This is a genomic window from Prochlorococcus sp. MIT 0701 (assembly GCF_000760295.1).
Classification (GTDB): domain Bacteria; phylum Cyanobacteriota; class Cyanobacteriia; order PCC-6307; family Cyanobiaceae; genus Prochlorococcus.
On sequence record NZ_JNBA01000030.1, the window covers coordinates 13074 to 29115 of the forward strand.

Sequence of the window (16042 nt, forward strand, 5' to 3'; positions counted from 1 at the left end):
CTCGCGTCTACTGACTGATCAGCTGGCCACCCAAGCAGACGACTTCACAACCCTTCTGTTGAACAAGCCCTACGGCGTCCTAAGCCAGTTCACCCCAGAACCTGGCAGCCAGTGGAAGTGCTTAGCAGAGTTAATCCCGATACCCAGGGTGTATGCGGCAGGCCGCCTAGATGCTGACAGTGAAGGCCTATTGGTTCTCACTTCCCATGGGCGCCTGCAGCATCGACTCACCGATCCCCGTTTAAGCCACTGGCGGGTTTATTGGGCGCAAGTAGAAGGTTCTCCGAATGCAAGTCAACTACAAAAACTTGCCTCAGGAGTGATCATTCAGGGAAAGCGAACCCGACCTGCCCGTGTGAACTGGCTGAAGGGAAAATCTGCTCCGATCGTAAGAGAGCGGGACCCACCCATCCGTGTGCGACAAAGCATCCCCACCAGCTGGCTTGAATTGAAGCTCAAAGAAGGGAGAAACCGACAGGTTCGGCGAATGACAGCAGCCGTGGGGCTGCCAACCCTACGGTTGATCCGTCATCGCATCGAGCTTCTGTATGGAGAGCCACCCCTCAGCATTGAAGGGCTGGATCCTGGCCAATGGAGACAGGTCTCATCAATAGAGAGCAAGCGTCTGCTGTCCCTTCTCAATCGTCCGGCAGCTGACCCACAAGCGTGACGGCGCGAAATTCAATGTCTTCAACCACCTGCCAGGGTTGATCAGAACGATCGGCATAGCTCACCCTCTCAAAGCCCAAGGCACGGAAATCCTCCAGAAAGGCCTCCTCCTGCCAGGCCCCACTAATGCAGCCACTCCATAGTTCCGGATCCTGCTGAAGAGCAAGGGGTACTGGCTTATCACAAACGATATCGCTAATAGCGAGCCGTCCACCTGGTCGTAAAACCCTGCGAATGTTGGCCAGCAGATTCTGACGATCTGCAGGATTCACCAAATTGAGCACACAATTGCTCAACACCACATCAATCGTCCTATCGGCAATCAGCGGAGCTCCATCAACCTGAGGGGCGTCAAGCGCTTCGATAGCACCCTCCACAAAGCGCACATTGGCAAAGCCAATCCGCTCCGCCACAACTGGTGCGGCCTGACGAGCCAGGTTGAGCATCTCAACATTGAGATCCACCCCAATCACGGCACCCGCCGAACCGATCAGCTGGGCACAAATGAAGGCGTTCTTGCCACTGCCACTGCCAAGATCGAGCACGGTGTCACCAGGCTTAACCCAGCGAGTTGGATCACCGCAGCCGTAATCGCGCTCCACAACATCACGAGGGATCACCTTAAGCAGGCTGAGGTCGAAGGCCACCGGGGTACACAAACAAGCTTCCTGAGCCTGCGCTGCAGCTCCATAGCGTTCCTGTACAGCCTGCGTCTGATCCAACGCATCAGATCCAGAACCTGAAACAGAGGGACTACAGCAGCTACTGCTCATGAAAAAAGCCCTTCAAGAAAGATCAATTCATTGTGATCGTTAGGGAAGGCATCGGTGAACAATCCTGCATGCGCAAAGAGCATTAGCCCAAGGCCTCCAGCAGCTCATGCACTGTCTGCCACTGGCCGTAGTAGTAATTGGCCCTGGCCCGGCGCTCAGCATCCTCGAGGCCGTCAAAGGCATCGAATCCAAGGTTGCGCCAAAGCTCATGCCCGCAAGCCCGATCGAGCTCCTGAATGGCCTCACGAGACAAATTGTCTAGCCGGCGCTGCAGGTTTTTCACTTGAACAACAGACATGCCAGCGGAGAGAGAAACAGACCCGCTAATAGTACAAACAAACCATCGCCACGCCAGTGGTGGATGAAAAATCGCTTAAAAAGGCAGCTTTCTCCTGCTTTCCTCGTCGAGATCTGCCTCCATCTCCCGCAGGCGCTTGAGGATCGTGTCGTAGTACTCGGCGATGTAACTCTCAAGAGGGGTGGTTTCCGACGGATCCAAGCCAAAGCAGGCATAGGTGTCATCCATTGGTGCATCCAAAGCAATTCCCCCTCCAGTGACCTCTGCAAAAGCAAGCCTTTCAGCCATATTCACTGACTGTTCAAAGAATGAGACCACTCTCTGGCTCAATCCGATCAGAAAAGGCGATACACGGATCATCTTGGCTGTTTTACTGCTGGACTTTTCGCAAAATTGCACAATTTCTTCAGAGGTCCAAGCCTTCGGACCCACGACAGGAAAGCTGCGACGGATCGTTTCAGGACGCTCCAAGGCAGCCACAGCAAAACGTGCGACGTCCTGGGTATTCATGTATGCGACTGCTGTAGGCGTTTCACTCACCCATACCGTCTGGTTTTCAAGAACGGGTATGGCGATTTGACCAATCAACCCCTGCATAAAGGCCACACCCTGCAAAATCGTGTAATCGAATGACGAATCTGCCAGCAGCCTCTCGGTGCAGAATTTGATGTCCATCAGTGGCACATTGAGATGCTTCTCAGCTGCCAACAAAGACAGAAATACATAGCGCTTCACACCGGCTTTCTCACAAGCCCTCAGCAGATTGAGCTTTCCGTCCCAATCGGTTGTATAGACACTCGAAGAATCATCGGGACGGCTCGTGGCCGCATCAATGACCGCATCGACGCCATCAAGGGCGTAATCAATACTCCCTGGATCAAGAAGATTGCCGCAGGTGAGCTCGCAACCCCACTCCTGCAGGAAAGCCCCTTTACGAGGTTTACGCACCATGCAGCGGACCTGATGGCCAGCATCAATGGCACGGCGAGCTATCTGCCGCCCCAGGGTGCCAGTTCCACCAACCACCAGAACCTGCATAGGGCCCTTCAATACAAGCAAGGAGCCTATATCGAGCGACTCCAGGCTGCGAACTTCAGTCCCCCTGCAGCTTCAACAAGAGAGCACCACCTGCAAGACCCACTGGGATCAACACCCAGAAGACGGCAGCAATCCCGAAAATCTCCGAAGCCATGAATGGGCATATGAATCACGCACACCATTTAACGCCCTTCCTGACAAATCTCGTGGCAAATCCGCAAAAGCTCGGTCACTGTCGCATCGGTTCGCAGTTGTCCTGCCATAACGGCACTACAGCAAGCCTCATAGCCAGCAGACCGCAGAGCCTCTACCAATGCCAAAACAGACGGCGGACCAGACAAAGCCAGACGCTTGGCCAGTTCAGCTGTGGACCAGCAATAGACCGGCAAGCCGATATCAGACTGCAAGCGATGCAAGAGCCGAAGGGTGGCGGATGCGATAGGAACGATCGACTGTTCTGCCAATACCAACAAATCGGCCAACACATCTGGCGCCTGAAGGGGGCCCAACCAAAGAGGACCGCTCACCGCCCAGCGGCCACCTCCTTGAGAACACATACACCCTGACCATCCCTGCAGGGAAAGCAGTGGTTGAACAAGCTGAGCGCCACAAGCCTCACAGCGAGCTAAAAGCCCAAGCTGGCTCTCCTCACCGGCAGCAAGTCGACGCTTGATCCTTACCGCAACACGAAAAGTACGACCTTCACTAAAGCTGACTAGGGGCTCCAAACCACGCCCTAGCAGCCAGGCATGTCGTGCAAGAACCCCAAGCTGCAGCCTCAAAGCGATCTCCCAGCTGGATGGATGAACCCGAGCCGCAGCAGCCAAACTGCGAATTGCCCCTGGCCGGTCATGACCTGTTGGAGAGCGACCATCACTGCTTGCAAGCAGCAACAAACCCTCAGAAGCGAGAACCTGCAACACAGGTTGCAGAAACGCATTCGGACAACCAAAACAATCGAGATCAATCAGATCAAAACGACACTGATCGAGGTAGGCACGGCTCAGGAGGACCTCAGCGGGCTGATGAAAAAGCTTGAGGGAGATTTGCTCTTGGCGCAGAGGGGCCAGATTCCTCTCCAACAGAGAAGCGCGCTCAAGATCGGCATCATTCACCCACAGCTCAGGCAGCTGCTCTACTCCTGACGCCAACAATGATGGGTTAACAGCTTCCAACCCCCAGCGCAAAGCACGAATACCGCAACCAGCCATCAGGTCCAACCAGCACAAAGCAGGCGAAAACTTCCCTCTCCTCTGCTGCTGAAAAGAAGCCAATAAAACCGAAAGATCACGGGAAGGACGAGACTCTGGGCGAAAGAAACCACCTCCTAGCTCCAAAACGGCTGACCCTTCGCGATAGTGGGTGGTGGGTTGGTTCAAGCCGCTTTGTTTGCAACTGACTTCCAGACTGCCGAGCGGGCCATTCAAGAGACAGGTGCTGACTGGGGCGAATCCAATGATTGGTATTGGCAAGGCCTACGTTGTCACTGGCGTGTACTGGGAGCAGAGGGTGCACGTCCACTCGTGCTGATACACGGATTCGGCGCCAGCAGCGCTCATTGGCGGCACAATGCTGCCCCCCTAAAAGCTGCAGGATTCCGCATCTACAGCCTTGATCTGATCGGTTTTGGAGCTTCAGCCCAGCCAGGACTGAAACAATTTCGACGGCTCGACAATCGACTGTGGGGCAAACAGTTAGCAGCCTTTCTTGAGCAGGTTGTCAGGGCCAGCCCCTCTCAACAAGCAGTACTAATAGGCAATTCTCTAGGGGCACTAACTGCTCTCACCACAGCCGCATTTCGCCCAGACCTTGTTGAAGCTGTGGTAGCCGCTCCATTACCGGATCCGGCATTGGTTGAACCATTGAGCTTCCGCACCACCCGCTGGGGGCGCCGATTGAAGCACAAGTTCATCGCAATCATCTTCCGCCTATTGCCTCTAGAACTGATTGTTCCTCTCATCGCAAGAACGCCACTCCTTAAAGCAGCTCTTCAGATGGGCTACCACCACTCCATCCAGTTAGACCATGAGCTGCTACACCTGATCGCCCAACCTGCAAGGCGACCCTCGGCAGCTCGCGCCCTACGAGCAATGTGCGTTGGCATGACACTACGGCCAGTTGGCTGCACAGCTCCTCGCTTACTAAAACGGCTGGCTAACAGGCCCGACAGCCCCCCCATATTGCTGCTCTGGGGACGAGAGGACCGTTTTGTGCCATTAAAAATTGGCCATCGACTGCAGCATAAATACCCATGGATCACTCTTTCAGTACTTGATGAAACTGGCCATTGCCCCCATGACGAATCCAGTCATGGTTTTGATCAAGCCGTGTTGAGCTGGCTGAACCTTAATTTAGGTAATGATCAACAACGGGCATGAAGCACACCCTTTCAGTGCTAGTCGAAGACGAATCCGGAGCTCTAAGTCGGATCGCAGGCCTTTTTGCACGCCGTGGTTTCAACATCGACAGCCTTGCGGTAGGCCCAGCCGAAACGTCTGGACAATCTCGACTCACGATGGTTGTAGAGGGAGACGATCATGCCCTCCAACAGATGAGCAAACAGCTCGACAAACTCGTCAATGTTTTGCAGGTGCTTGATCTAACCAGGCAACCTGCAGTCGAACGAGAACTCATGCTGCTCAAAGTTTCCGCCCCCGCTCACCAGCGCAGTGCCATTTTCGATCTCGTTCAGGTCTTCCGAGCGAAAGTGGTGGATGTGGCCGATGCAGCACTTACCCTTGAGGTGGTTGGTGACCCAGGCAAGCTGGTGGCGCTCGAAAGCTTGCTTACCCCGTACGGGATCATCGAAATCGCCCGTACCGGCAAGGTCGCGCTTGTAAGGGCCTCAGGGGTCAACACCGAACTTTTAAAGGTCTCCCCAAGCGGCAGCCGATTACCGGCCTAATGCATTGGCAATGCAATTAATGCTTTCATTGCGCCATCACGACACTGGCTTGAACAATTCGATCACCCTGCTGAATGGCATCCACCACCTTCAGCCCCTTGATCACCCTGCCGAAAACGGCATAACGGCCATCAAGTTCGGGCAAAGGACGCAAAGCAATGTAAAACTGAGCACTGGCTGAATCCGGCGCCGGGGAACGAGCCATGGCCAGCGCCCCTTTCTCATGAGTCAATTGCAATTGCAGCAACTCTCTGGGGTTGGTGATCAGCTCTCCATAGCGAGGCTGATCATCTGTTTTCAACTTCACTTCAAAGGGAATGAAGCGGGCCTGAGCACTGGCGGGATCGATGAAACTGCCCTTCCCGTAATGGGACTTGAGCGTTTTAGGATCCTTTGAAGCAGGATCACCGCCCTGCACAACAAAGGACACGGGCTCTTTCACGACCCGATGAAAAACAGTCCCGTTATAGACACCACGTTTAACAAGATCAACGAAATTACCTGCGGTAACAGGAGCGGCATCACCATCCACCTCAAGGGTGATTTCGCCTCGATTCGTACTCATCTGCACATTTGCCTTGCCCTGCAAGCAGGGGCTACTCAGCGTGGAACAAACCGCCTTGATCGATGCCGTAGTGGACTTGCTGCAGCTAACCAATAAGGGCAAACAAAGCAGAAATCCCCAGACATCTTGGCGCCGAAACAAAAGCGCAAGGGATGCGAGCAGCACAATTCAGAGCCCTTCAAGATTCACGTCAAGAAAACGCGCTAGCTCAGCACCATCCTGCTCTAACTGTGCAAGGGGGAGAGGCTGACCGACGCGGGTAAGAGTGATGTCTCGCCGACCTTGAACCCGCAAGGACAAGCGGCGAAGGGGATTGAAGCCATCGCGCACCTCAACCTTGACGGCTTTGACATCCTTAAGGGGGAACTCCACGCTGATCAGCTTGAAATATCCGCGACGGCAAATTTTCACCATCCCGGAAGCCTTGTCAAAGCTGTTGCTACCTGCACCCAAATTGACGTTGATCATCGCCAAGAGATAGGTCGCAAGAAGCAAACCTCCTAGGCCATAGAGACCCATCACCAAGCCCTGAGGCACGAAAAGAAGAGTCGAAGGCTTGCCGATGGGGAGAAGATCTCGCCCCAAAAAACTAGACAGGGACGTAAGTGTGAAGCCCAGACCGCCGATTGTGACGATTGCGGCCAAGAGCTGATTGGAGAGACGTCGAAAACCGAGGACCGGTTGCTCAAGCCGCTCTAGAGAAGCATCTCCGGCCTTAGGGGTTCCCTGCAGATCAGCTGACATGACTGCCCAATATGAATCTCCATTCTGGACTGAGACGGCGAGCAACGGGCAAAGTTGAAGTAAGCCAAACGATCAACAGCACTACTACAAGGGGTTTCAGCTCAAGGCAACTCTCTTCCAAAGGCCCCTTGGGGATTGTTAATGTCTTGAGGTATCCCACAGCTTGCGGCAGACCCGCACCGTTTTTTTTTCCCATGACGATCGCTGTAGGACGCGCGCCTCAGCGGGGATGGTTCGACGTCCTCGATGACTGGCTCAAGCGCGACCGCTTCGTTTTTGTTGGCTGGTCCGGCCTTCTCTTGCTCCCCACGGCCTATTTGGCTCTGGGAGGCTGGTTTACCGGTACCACCTTCGTTACCTCCTGGTACACCCACGGCATTGCAAGTTCCTATCTGGAAGGCTGCAATTTCCTTAGTGCCGCTGTAAGCACCCCCGCAGATGCGATGGGTCATAGCTTGCTGCTGCTATGGGGCCCTGAAGCTCAGGGTGATTTCGTGCGCTGGTGTCAGCTTGGTGGCCTCTGGACCTTCGTAGCCCTACACGGCTCCTTCGCTCTGATCGGCTTCATGCTGAGACAGTTCGAGATTGCCCGTTTGGTTGGCATACGCCCCTACAACGCACTCGCCTTCTCTGGACCAGTCGTTGTCTTCCTGGCGTGTTTCCTCATTTACCCCCTAGGACAACACAGCTGGTTCTTTGCTCCCTCGTTTGGGGTTGCAGCAATCTTCCGCTTCATTCTCTTCCTGCAGGGCTTCCATAACTGGACTCTGAATCCTTTCCACATGATGGGAGTAGCAGGAATCCTCGGTGGTGCTCTGCTCTGTGGCATCCATGGCGCAACGGTGCAAAACACCTTGTTCGAGGATGGCGCTATGTCAAACACCTTTAAAGGATTTGACCCCACCCAGGAAGAAGAGACCTATTCGATGGTCACCGCCAACCGTTTCTGGAGCCAGATCTTCGGAATCGCCTTCTCCAACAAACGCTGGCTGCACTTCTTCATGCTGTTCGTGCCTGTCATGGGCATGTGGACTCCGTCGGTTGGCATCGTCGGCTTAGCCGTCAACCTGCGGGCCTACGACTTCGTGTCGCAGGAAGTCCGCGCCGCTGAAGACCCCGAATTCGAGACCTTCTACACCAAGAACGTTCTTCTCAACGAAGGTATCCGAGCCTGGATGTCCGTTGCGGACCAACCTCACGAAAACTTTGTATTCCCTGAAGAGGTAATGCCACGTGGAAACGCCCTTTAAATCTTCCATACTGCAGAATGCCGGGGGATACAGCCTTGAATCCACCGGTTACGCATGGTGGGCAGGTAATGCCCGGCTGATCAACCTTTCTGGACGCCTACTTGGCGCCCACGTTGCCCATGCAGGTCTGATGACTTTCTGGGCGGGAGCCATGCTCCTGTTCGAAGTCAGTCACTTCACCTTCGACAAGCCAATTTTCGAGCAAGGCCTGATCTTGATGCCACATGTGGCAGCGCTTGGTTATGGCGTTGGTACTGGTGGCGAAATCGTCGACATCTACCCGTTCTTCCATTGCGGGGTGATGCACTTGATCATCTCTGCTGTGTTCGGCTTAGGTGGGGTCTATCACTCCTTAGCCGGCCCTGAAAAATTGGAGAATTACATCTCTCCATTCTTCAGGCTTGATTGGAAAGACAAGAATCAGATGACCAACATTCTTGGTTACAACCTGATTTTTCTAGGCTGGGGAGCTCTTGCTCTGATCCTCAAGGCCTGCTTCTTTGGCGGCATCTATGACACCTGGGCTCCAGGTGGTGGCGACGTGAGATTAATCACCAGCCCCACACTTGATCCAGGTGTGATCTTTGGATACCTGTTCAGTTCTCCCTGGGGAGGTAACGGCTGGATCACTGGTGTCAACTCAATGGAAGACATCGTTGGTGGTCACATTTACGTTGCTGTTCTTCTATTCGTTGGCGGCCATTTCCACATTGCCACCAAGCCATGGGGATGGGTTCGTAGAGCCTTTATCTGGAACGGAGAGGCCTACCTCAGCTATGCCCTCGCTGGCCTGAGCTGTTGTGGTTTCATTGCCACGGCCTACATTTGGTTCAACGTAACCGCCTATCCATCAGAGTTCTACGGTCCATCGAACGCCGAAGCTTCTCAAGCACAGAGCTTCACCTTCCTTGTTCGTGACCAACGCCTTGGCGCAAATATTGGTTCTGCCATGGGGCCAACAGGCCTTGGTAAGTACCTGATGCGTTCTCCTACTGGTGAAATCATCTTTGGTGGAGAAACGATGCGCTTCTGGGACTTCCGTGGTCCTTGGTTAGAACCACTGCGTGGCCCCAACGGCCTGAGCCTTGAAAAGCTTCAGAACGATGTTCAGCCATGGCAAGTGCGCCGTGCTGCTGAATACATGACCCACGCCCCCAACGCCTCCATCAATTCAGTAGGTGGAATCATCACCGAGCCCAACTCGGTGAATTTCGTGAACCTTCGCCAGTGGTTAGCTGGTCACGCGTTCTTCCTAGCTTGGTTCACCATCGTGGGGCACTGGTTCCACGCAGGGCGAGCCAGAGCTGTTGCAGCCGGGTTTGAAAAAGGCATCGATCGTAAGACCGAACCAGCCTTGTCAATGCCTGATCTGGACTGATTCTCAATATCAAGCATCGATCTTGTTAATCGGGAAAACCTTCAACCCTCGCCATTGCGGCGAGGGTTTTTTGATGAAGACATACCCCAGCAACCAGGAAGGACTTTTCGCAACCAAGGCAGACTTAGGCCAATCACATTGCTGTAGCAACCTTCAAGACGACTTACAGCCATACCTCCCTGACCTTCCAATGCAAATCCACCGGCACATCGCAGTGGCTCTCCAGTCGCGACATAAGCCTCAATTTCCGATTGGCTCAACTGCGCAAAGTAAACACGAGTGCTGACAGTTTCTGTCAATAGCCCATCCAGAGCGACTTCCAAGGCTGTATCCGCTGATTGACAGGCTGACAACAAGGAATGCCCCGTATGCAAGACACCACTTCGCCCTGACATGCGCCGCCAGCGTTTCACCGCAACAGTGGCATCCAAAGGCTTGCCAAAGATCTCACCCTCAAACTCAAACACTGAATCGCAGCCGAGCACAGCCTTAATCTCATCCTTGAAGAGATCTGCAGAGCGCTTATCGGCTAGCTGGTTCAACACTGCCGAAGCCTTGGCCTGCGCCAAAAGCTGCACCAAATGGCTGGGATCATTATGTTGAAAGCTTGATTCGTCCACCCCACTCACCATCACTTGATGGGGGATCAAGGCCTGTTGAAGCAGTCGACGGCGGGCTGGAGAAGCCGAGGCAAGCATCAACACAATGAATTACAGCAGTGAGAACAAGTTCGTAGGCTGCCATCAATGGTCGACCTTGCCACCGTTGCCATGACAAGCGAGATGGAATTGCTTGACATGCGCAGTAAAAAACGTGCTTCCCAAGCCATGCGCTGCCTACGGTTTGACACCAGGTTTTATACCGATGCCCAAACAACAGGGCTCAATGCTGAGAGCGTTTGGCAGCAAGCCCGGCAATACTGCTTGCCTGGATGCAGCTGGTTTCAGCGTGCTGACGCTGTTGAAGCCGCTTTTCGCTGGTTGATTACCGTTGGTGTGTTGCGCCGTGAAGTCGATGGGCAGGGGTTGACAGCAAAAATCCGTCTAACCCCCTTGGGCCGCCAGCTACTTGAACAGACACCAGGGTTACCAACACAACGAGCTGGGTTTTTCGAAAGACTGCAACACAATCTGCGTCGACTTTGGCCCAGACAATGAGCACCGATGGGATGTCTACCCCCCTAATGGTGTTAGGCACATCCAGTGGAGCTGGTAAATCATTAATGTCCGCCGCTCTCTGCAGGCTGCTGCTTCGGCGAGGCGAAACACCCATACCCTTCAAAGGGCAAAACATGAGCAACAACGCCTGGGTTGACGAGAGTGGCGGAGAGATGGCCTATTCACAAGCCCTGCAAGCTTGGGCGGCAGGACTCGAGCCCCAATGCGCCATGAACCCTGTGCTGCTCAAACCCCAGGGAGACAGCACAAGTGAAGTCATACATCTGGGTCAAAGCGTTGGCACGGCGCGTGCCGAGACCTACTACGAGCAATGGTTCCGACCTGGATGGAGCGTCATCCGTGAGGCGCTAAAAGACCTTCAGTGCTCTTACACCCATGGCCGGCTTGTCTTGGAAGGTGCAGGCAGCCCAGTGGAAGTCAACCTGCAACGCCGAGACCTCACCAACCTGCGATTGGCTCAGTTCCTGCGTGCCCGCTGTTTGCTCGTTGCCGATATCGAACGCGGTGGTGTTTTTGCCCAGATCATTGGAACCCTGTCTTTACTTAAGCCTGTAGAAAAGCAATTGATACGCGGGCTACTCATCAATCGTTTCCGTGGCCGACGCGAACTTTTTGATGAAGGGCGCGATTGGCTAGAAGCCAAAACCGGTATTCCCGTCATCGGTGTAATGCCATGGCTGGAAGAGCTCTTCCCGCCCGAAGACTCCCTTGATCTACTGGAGAGAAGAGGCAAAAGGAATGATGCCGAGATCGAAATCGCTGTATTGAAATTGCCATCCCTAAGTAATTTCTCCGATCTCGATCCGTTAGAAGCAGAACCCACAGTTCAACTGCGTTGGGTGGAACCCGGCACATTCCTCGGGACACCAGATGCTGTCATCATTCCCGGCAGCAAGCAGACACTGCGCGATCTAAAATCCATAAATCGCAGTGATTTAGGCCGGCAGTTGCAAACCTACGCCCAAAGCGGCGGCCATGTGCTGGGCATCTGTGGCGGCATGCAAATGCTTGGGCGAACTCTGGCAGATCCACTAGGTCTGGAAGGCTTCACAACAACAGACTCATCAAGCAGCATGGCAGGACTCAATCTGCTGCCTATAGATACCGTTTTCAAACGCAGTAAGGCTCTACGACAATGCCAAATGATCACCCAGTGGCCAGACAATGCCAAGGTGACGGGGTTTGAATTACACCATGGAAATAGCCAACTCATTCAAGGGAGCAATGAGTCTGTCCTACCTATGGCTGACGATCCCTCGCTGGGTTGGGTCAGTAAAAATGAGAGATGCGGCCAAATCGCGGGAACTTACCTGCACGGAATTTTTGAGAATGGTCGCTGGCGAAGGCTGTGGCTCAATCTGATAAGGAGGCAAAAGGGTTTAGCAGACTTGCCCACCGATATACCCCACCATGGACAACAAAGAGAACAACTACTCAATCGCCTCGCCGATGTTTTCGAAGAACATGTCAACATCAACTCACTGCTGGAAACATGACTGTCGCTGAGATTGAAATTCAATGGCCGAATGGCACAATCTCCCTTACAAAACCAGGGATTGATTGGCTCCAGGTTGCTCGAGACGCAGGGATCATCATTCCCACAGGTTGCTTACAAGGCAGCTGTGGCGCTTGTGAGATTGAGGTGAATGGAGAAGTGGTGCGAGCCTGCATCGCCATCGTTCCCAGAGCGAAATCATGCCAACTCAAAGTGGATTTCGCCAACGATCCTTTCTGGTGATCTATCGCAGAGCTATCAATCCTTTGTAAACAGCATTTGCCTTACAGCTGTTGCAGGAGCCACAGAGGGGTTAGCACTGACGACTTTCTCCGGGGAGAAACAAATTCAGGCACTAATAGTCGGCGAGTGACAATGAATGGCTGCACTAGTGATTATTTCTGACGCAAGCCAATTCCTACTCATGGGCTTTTGCCTAGAAACAGCCTGGCTTGGTGGGCACTTCTACGAGCAATTCTCGCAAGTTGTGACATCGGCATTGCCCTACATCGACTACTGCCATATCTAGACATCCAAGCTAGCTGCTGTGCCGACGTTGTAGGAGGCAGACGCTCAAGCCTGCTTAAGCCACCTCTCCTTGGATTGAATCCTTGGTACAACACTTTTGCAAGGGCATGGAGCAGCCGCTCTACTTTTGAGCCTGCTAATCGGCAAGCTGCGCTGTCGATAACTTCAGCTGCCCAATCATCTCTTGATGACTCTGCTGCCATGAAAGATCAACAGCTCGCTAAAGTGATTGCAACAAAGAAAACAAAGTGCTCCCTGGAGTAGACGCCTCAGCTCATGTGGTTAATTGCTTTAGGGCAAAATATACCAACATCAGTCTCGACAACTTTGCACATTTATGGGTCACCAAGCCAGCTGAGAAGCTTGCAAATCGATACCTTCAGGAGGTAGGCGAATCCGAAGATATTGCTCACTGCCTCAGGCATCGATTCTTTCTAAAAAGGCTTCGAGAGTTCAGCATTCAAGCAACAAAAGGAGTGTTTATCAATATTGGGGCTGGATTCACCAATTACCCCTATCTACTCAACACTCCCATACCATCCTGTGAAGTAGACAAGCCCAACCTGATCGAGTCAAAGCAGCAAAGGATCCAGAAGCTTCAATCCTCTCAGCTACTACCAGAAAGAGACATTCTATTCCTCCCTACAACAGACCTCAATAAGAGCAGCGAAAACAAAAAGCTATTCGATTCATTAAGTCAATGGATAGCCTCACGCCAATCATTTGTTCTCATGGAAGGGCTTTTATACTGGCTTTCACAAGACTCAGTCAATTCACTTTTCAAACATCTACAGCAAACACAAACAGCCGGAAGCCTTCTAGCACTGAATGCATTCAAACCAAGCGAAGCTTCTAAGGCAATGTTCCAAAGGCTAAGGAAATTCAGCGAAAAAGGCTACGGTATAGGAAAGTTTTCTCCCAATACACTCAGCGAAACATTCCACGAGAATCTCTTAGGCTACAAATTGATCGATCAAGCAAATTACATCAACCTCTCAAAGCAACTTGACGAAGTCAAAGAGCTTGAGAATAAAGACTCAGTGCTAGAAGAGGATTGCTACCTGTTACGTAAGATATAGAGGAGAGAAGGAAAATCAACAATGAGCTTTATATGTAACAAATAGGCAGCACAAAAGTGAAGGGTTTAACCCTCGAATTCACGGCGCGGGGAACTAACACCAGCTGGTTGTACACCCTTAATGTAGGCGAGCATCGTATCGGCATCAGAGACCTCAAACGGGTCGCCATCAGCATTATCACTAAAGCCAGGCTCAACAAACATCTTTTCAATATTACAATCATTCACTAGCATCGAATAGCGCCAGGAACGCAAACCAAAACCTAGGTTCGATTTCTCAACAAGCATGCCCATTTTACGAGTGAACTCTCCATTGCCATCAGGGAGCATAAAGATATTCTTGGTACCCAAATGTTTGCTCCACTGGAACATTACGAAAGCATCATTCACTGAAAGACAGATAATCTGATCAACACCTTGGGCAACAAGTTCTGCATGCAACTCCTCATAACGTGGCAAATGATTGGATGAGCACGTAGGAGTAAAAGCGCCTGGGAGGGCTAACAAAACAACCTTCCGCCCCTTAAAGATTTCAGCACTAGTAAGGTCTTGCCAGCGGAATGGATTAGACCCGGCCACAGATTCATCGCGCACGCGAGTCTTAAAGGTGACATCTGGAACGCTTTGAAGGAAAGGCATTGGAAAGGCTGAGGTTGATGCAAACAAAATCTCATACACCTCATCTGATCTTGTCAAATGATCAAATTTTTGAAACCTATCGCCGACGGCGTGAATCAATCTGCAGCAGATCCCTCACACGCCGAACCTGACTGGCCAACTGAGGATCACTGGATAACCTTTTCTCCACTTGCTCGATGGCATACATCACTGTGGTGTGGTCCTTTCCGCCAAAAGTCTCACCGATACGAGGCAAGCTCAAATCCGTGCCCTGACGCATCAGATACATGCCCACCTGCCGAGCATGGCTAACGGCCCGCCTACGACTGCTGCTACGCATATCTTGAGGAGTCACGTCAAAAACCTCAGAGACCTTATCAATCACTTGTTGTGGGGTAACGTCCACCCCTTGACCATTAGGGTCAAGCATTGGTGCCACCGATTCAACTGTCATCGGCAGCCCCGTGATCGAAGCGAAGGCAACTGCCCTGGTAAGAGCCCCCTCAAGTTCACGGATATTGGATGTGAAGCGCCCAGCGATGTACTGAATTAAATCGCGAGGCAGCATCATGCGTTCCTGTTCCGCCTTCTTCTGCAAAATTGCCATGCGGGTCTCAAGGTCAGGCGACTGAATATCAGCGATCAAGCCCATAGAGAATCGAGAGATTAGGCGTTCTTGAAGCTTTGGAATCTGACTTGGAGGTCTATCACTAGCGATCACAATCTGCCTACCTGCTTCATGGAGAGCATTAAAGGTATGAAAGAACTCTTCCTGGGTGTATTCCTTGCCTTCAATAAACTGAATATCGTCAACCAAAATCAAATCAGTAGCCCGATATCGATCTCGGAAAGCTTGCATACCATCCTTGCGAATAGCTTGAATTAAGTCATTTGTGAAGGTCTCTGTAGAAACATAAGCCACCTTTGCTTCGGGATTGATCTCAAGCCTGTAGTGACCAATAGCCTGCATTAGATGAGTCTTGCCCAGGCCAACACCGCCGCAAATGAATAAAGGATTGAACTCTCGCCCAGGAGCTTCTGCAACGGCTAACGCAGCAGCATGGGCCATGCGACTGTTCGGCCCCACGACGAACCGATTGAAGACATAGCGCAGGTTCAGGCCTGGAAGAATCCGCCGCGGGCCACTAGAAGGGACTGTTGAGGCAGTGGTTGCTTCTGCAGCAGGCAAAGGAATGGGCGCCGATGCCATTGGTGGCAACACCCTCTCAGCAGAGTCTTCCTCCTGAGCCTGAACGGAAACCCTCACTGGCTGGCCGTAAATCTTCGCCGCAGCCGCCTCGATTGTCTGAACGTAATTCTTGCGAAGCCAGTTACTTGCAAAGCTATTTGGAGCAAGCAGAGTCAACTCCCCGTCCCGAAAACCACTGCAAATAGCAGGACGAATCCATGTCTCAAACGTAGGTTTGCTGAGATTGTGCTGAAGGGCCTGCTGCACCTTGGACCACAGCTCATTGCCCGTTAGCACCACATCCTTTCCCCTTCGATGGCTGAATCTACGCAACTT

General features: G+C 52.6%; 21 protein-coding genes. 10 read left to right on the forward strand and 11 right to left on the reverse strand.

From position 1 onward, the window contains the following. Nucleotides 1-58: 58 nt before the first annotated feature. A complete protein-coding gene (locus EV12_RS08125; RefSeq protein ID WP_241466564.1) occupies nucleotides 59-670 on the forward strand; it encodes a pseudouridine synthase in 612 nt (203 codons plus the stop codon). Here the strand turns inward: EV12_RS08125 and EV12_RS08130 are convergent. The 5 genes from EV12_RS08130 to EV12_RS08150 all read right to left on the reverse strand — a co-directional run bounded on the left by EV12_RS08130 (nucleotide 639) and on the right by EV12_RS08150 (nucleotide 4235). Then, entirely contained in the window at nucleotides 639-1442 is an 804-nt protein-coding gene (locus EV12_RS08130; RefSeq protein WP_036914359.1) for a methyltransferase domain-containing protein, read from the reverse strand. The two genes, EV12_RS08125 and EV12_RS08130, sit on opposite strands and share 32 nt — an antisense overlap. 82 nt (nucleotides 1443-1524) lie before the next feature. After that, nucleotides 1525-1740 carry a hypothetical protein gene (locus EV12_RS08135; protein ID WP_036914362.1) on the reverse strand — a complete coding sequence of 72 codons (216 nt, stop codon included), beginning with the start codon at nucleotides 1738-1740 and terminating at the stop codon, nucleotides 1525-1527. A gap of 75 nt (nucleotides 1741-1815) precedes the next feature. Continuing rightward, nucleotides 1816-2778, reverse strand: coding sequence for an NmrA family NAD(P)-binding protein (locus tag EV12_RS08140; RefSeq protein ID WP_036914365.1), 963 nt, complete (start codon nucleotides 2776-2778; stop codon nucleotides 1816-1818). Nucleotides 2779-2833: 55 nt separating this feature from the next. Continuing rightward, entirely contained in the window at nucleotides 2834-2932 is a 99-nt protein-coding gene (gene petM, locus EV12_RS08145) for a cytochrome b6-f complex subunit PetM (protein ID WP_011130544.1), read from the reverse strand. Nucleotides 2933-2960: 28 nt separating this feature from the next. Then, nucleotides 2961-4235, reverse strand: coding sequence for a N2,N2-dimethylguanosine tRNA methyltransferase (locus EV12_RS08150; protein WP_036914518.1), 1275 nt, complete (start codon nucleotides 4233-4235; stop codon nucleotides 2961-2963). On the opposite strand from EV12_RS08150, the gene EV12_RS08155 reads away from it, so the two are divergent. Next, the gene (locus EV12_RS08155) at nucleotides 4149-5156 is read left to right on the forward strand and encodes an alpha/beta fold hydrolase (RefSeq protein WP_036914521.1); all 1008 of its coding nucleotides are present in this window, start codon (nucleotides 4149-4151) and stop codon (nucleotides 5154-5156) included. The genes EV12_RS08150 and EV12_RS08155 overlap by 87 nt on opposite strands. Continuing rightward, complete coding sequence (gene ilvN / locus EV12_RS08160; RefSeq protein ID WP_036914369.1) at nucleotides 5153-5683, forward strand: acetolactate synthase small subunit; 531 nt, start codon at nucleotides 5153-5155, stop codon at nucleotides 5681-5683. The genes EV12_RS08155 and ilvN overlap by 4 nt, the downstream gene beginning before the upstream one ends. Nucleotides 5684-5708: 25 nt before the next feature. On the opposite strand, the gene EV12_RS08165 is transcribed toward ilvN, so the two are convergent. Genes EV12_RS08165 through EV12_RS08175 form a run of 3 tightly spaced genes read right to left on the reverse strand, consistent with a single transcriptional unit; the run spans nucleotide 5709 to nucleotide 7188 of the window. After that, complete coding sequence (locus tag EV12_RS08165; protein WP_052039540.1) at nucleotides 5709-6413, reverse strand: peptidylprolyl isomerase; 705 nt, start codon at nucleotides 6411-6413, stop codon at nucleotides 5709-5711. A 3-nt stretch (nucleotides 6414-6416) separates the two neighbouring features. Next, on the reverse strand, nucleotides 6417-6992 hold the full coding sequence (locus tag EV12_RS08170; RefSeq protein ID WP_052039541.1) for a photosystem I assembly protein Ycf4: 576 nt from the start codon (nucleotides 6990-6992) through the stop codon (nucleotides 6417-6419). Continuing rightward, nucleotides 6982-7188, reverse strand: a complete 207-nt coding sequence (locus EV12_RS08175) for a hypothetical protein (RefSeq protein ID WP_036914372.1) — start codon at nucleotides 7186-7188, stop codon at nucleotides 6982-6984. The genes EV12_RS08170 and EV12_RS08175 overlap by 11 nt, the downstream gene beginning before the upstream one ends. Between EV12_RS08175 and psbD the strand changes: the two genes are divergently transcribed. Together psbD and psbC are read left to right on the forward strand one after the other, a co-directional pair. After that, nucleotides 7187-8242: a photosystem II D2 protein (photosystem q(a) protein) gene (gene psbD, locus EV12_RS08180; RefSeq protein ID WP_036914375.1), complete on the forward strand. Its 1056-nt coding sequence runs from the start codon at nucleotides 7187-7189 to the stop codon at nucleotides 8240-8242. The two genes, EV12_RS08175 and psbD, sit on opposite strands and share 2 nt — an antisense overlap. Beyond that, nucleotides 8226-9620, forward strand: a complete 1395-nt coding sequence (gene psbC, locus EV12_RS08185) for a photosystem II reaction center protein CP43 (RefSeq protein ID WP_036914378.1) — start codon at nucleotides 8226-8228, stop codon at nucleotides 9618-9620. Before psbD ends, psbC begins: the two co-directional genes overlap by 17 nt. A gap of 41 nt (nucleotides 9621-9661) precedes the next feature. On the opposite strand, the gene EV12_RS08190 is transcribed toward psbC, so the two are convergent. Then, on the reverse strand, nucleotides 9662-10324 hold the full coding sequence (locus EV12_RS08190) for a Maf family protein (protein ID WP_052039542.1): 663 nt from the start codon (nucleotides 10322-10324) through the stop codon (nucleotides 9662-9664). Between the two features lie 42 nt (nucleotides 10325-10366). Here EV12_RS08190 and EV12_RS08195 point away from each other — a divergent pair, with 42 nt between their 5' ends. The 5 genes from EV12_RS08195 (at nucleotide 10367) to EV12_RS08215 (ending at nucleotide 13900) form a co-directional block, all read left to right on the forward strand. Beyond that, nucleotides 10367-10777, forward strand: a complete 411-nt coding sequence (locus tag EV12_RS08195) for an Npun_F0494 family protein (RefSeq protein WP_081939913.1) — start codon at nucleotides 10367-10369, stop codon at nucleotides 10775-10777. Then, a complete protein-coding gene (locus EV12_RS08200) occupies nucleotides 10774-12294 on the forward strand; it encodes a cobyric acid synthase (protein WP_072014300.1) in 1521 nt (506 codons plus the stop codon). The genes EV12_RS08195 and EV12_RS08200 overlap by 4 nt, the downstream gene beginning before the upstream one ends. Beyond that, nucleotides 12291-12536 carry a 2Fe-2S iron-sulfur cluster binding domain-containing protein gene (locus EV12_RS08205; RefSeq protein WP_036914380.1) on the forward strand — a complete coding sequence of 82 codons (246 nt, stop codon included), beginning with the start codon at nucleotides 12291-12293 and terminating at the stop codon, nucleotides 12534-12536. The genes EV12_RS08200 and EV12_RS08205 overlap by 4 nt, the downstream gene beginning before the upstream one ends. A gap of 189 nt (nucleotides 12537-12725) precedes the next feature. Then, a complete protein-coding gene (locus EV12_RS08210) occupies nucleotides 12726-13085 on the forward strand; it encodes a hypothetical protein (RefSeq protein ID WP_036914382.1) in 360 nt (119 codons plus the stop codon). A 14-nt stretch (nucleotides 13086-13099) separates the two neighbouring features. Beyond that, entirely contained in the window at nucleotides 13100-13900 is an 801-nt protein-coding gene (locus tag EV12_RS08215; RefSeq protein WP_241477279.1) for a class I SAM-dependent methyltransferase, read from the forward strand. 65 nt (nucleotides 13901-13965) lie between these two features. Here the strand turns inward: EV12_RS08215 and EV12_RS08220 are convergent, their stop codons facing one another. After that, the gene (locus tag EV12_RS08220; protein WP_036914538.1) at nucleotides 13966-14538 is read right to left on the reverse strand and encodes a peroxiredoxin; all 573 of its coding nucleotides are present in this window, start codon (nucleotides 14536-14538) and stop codon (nucleotides 13966-13968) included. 76 nt (nucleotides 14539-14614) lie between these two features. After that, on the reverse strand, nucleotides 14615-16006 hold the full coding sequence (gene dnaA / locus EV12_RS08225) for a chromosomal replication initiator protein DnaA (RefSeq protein WP_036914386.1): 1392 nt from the start codon (nucleotides 16004-16006) through the stop codon (nucleotides 14615-14617). Nucleotides 16007-16042: the final 36 nt, after the last annotated feature.

Excerpts from the sequence above, each read along its gene's own strand:
- EV12_RS08130 (WP_036914359.1), bottom strand. The coding sequence starts at position 1,442 with ATGAGCAGTAGCTGCTGTAGTCCCTCTGTTTCAGGTTCTGGATCTGAT.
- EV12_RS08135 (WP_036914362.1), bottom strand. The coding sequence starts at position 1,740 with ATGTCTGTTGTTCAAGTGAAAAACCTGCAGCGCCGGCTAGACAATTTG.
- EV12_RS08140 (WP_036914365.1), bottom strand. The coding sequence starts at position 2,778 with ATGCAGGTTCTGGTGGTTGGTGGAACTGGCACCCTGGGGCGGCAGATA.
- petM (WP_011130544.1), bottom strand. The coding sequence starts at position 2,932 with ATGGCTTCGGAGATTTTCGGGATTGCTGCCGTCTTCTGGGTGTTGATC.
- ilvN (WP_036914369.1), top strand. The coding sequence starts at position 5,153 with ATGAAGCACACCCTTTCAGTGCTAGTCGAAGACGAATCCGGAGCTCTA.
- EV12_RS08170 (WP_052039541.1), bottom strand. The coding sequence starts at position 6,992 with ATGTCAGCTGATCTGCAGGGAACCCCTAAGGCCGGAGATGCTTCTCTA.
- psbD (WP_036914375.1), top strand. The coding sequence starts at position 7,187 with ATGACGATCGCTGTAGGACGCGCGCCTCAGCGGGGATGGTTCGACGTC.
- EV12_RS08175 (WP_036914372.1), bottom strand. The coding sequence starts at position 7,188 with ATGGGAAAAAAAAACGGTGCGGGTCTGCCGCAAGCTGTGGGATACCTC.
- EV12_RS08195 (WP_081939913.1), top strand. The coding sequence starts at position 10,367 with ATGGTCGACCTTGCCACCGTTGCCATGACAAGCGAGATGGAATTGCTT.
- EV12_RS08200 (WP_072014300.1), top strand. The coding sequence starts at position 10,774 with ATGAGCACCGATGGGATGTCTACCCCCCTAATGGTGTTAGGCACATCC.
- EV12_RS08205 (WP_036914380.1), top strand. The coding sequence starts at position 12,291 with ATGACTGTCGCTGAGATTGAAATTCAATGGCCGAATGGCACAATCTCC.
- EV12_RS08220 (WP_036914538.1), bottom strand. The coding sequence starts at position 14,538 with ATGCCTTTCCTTCAAAGCGTTCCAGATGTCACCTTTAAGACTCGCGTG.